The sequence below is a fragment of the Janthinobacterium sp. BHSEK genome, assembly GCF_056174685.1.
In genome coordinates this window covers 1-263 of sequence record NZ_JBWBYV010000268.1, presented here as the reverse complement: position 1 = coordinate 263, position 263 = coordinate 1, and the positions used below count along the sequence as shown (strand labels likewise).

The 263-nt window shown below is 57.4% G+C and carries 1 protein-coding gene; it reads left to right on the top strand.

Annotation, left to right across the window (positions count from 1 at the left end; translation table 11 throughout):
• Positions 1 to 3: 3 nt before the first annotated feature.
• The coding region (locus tag AC0V2Y_RS28975; protein WP_475418032.1) for a GTP-binding protein at positions 4 to 263 on the top strand (260 nt) is incomplete at its 3' end.

Below are 263 nucleotides of genomic sequence, written 5' to 3'. Positions count from 1 at the left end.
AAAATGGCAAAAGGTAAATTCGAACGGACCAAGCCGCACGTCAACGTCGGCACCATCGGCCACGTCGACCACGGTAAAACCACGCTGACCGCTGCAATCGCAACGGTTCTGTCGAAGAAATTCGGCGGCGAAGCCAAAGCATACGACCAGATCGATGCGGCTCCAGAAGAAAAAGCGCGCGGTATCACGATCAACACCGCCCACGTCGAGTACGAAACGGAAACGCGTCACTACGCGCACGTTGACTGCCCAGGCCACGCCGA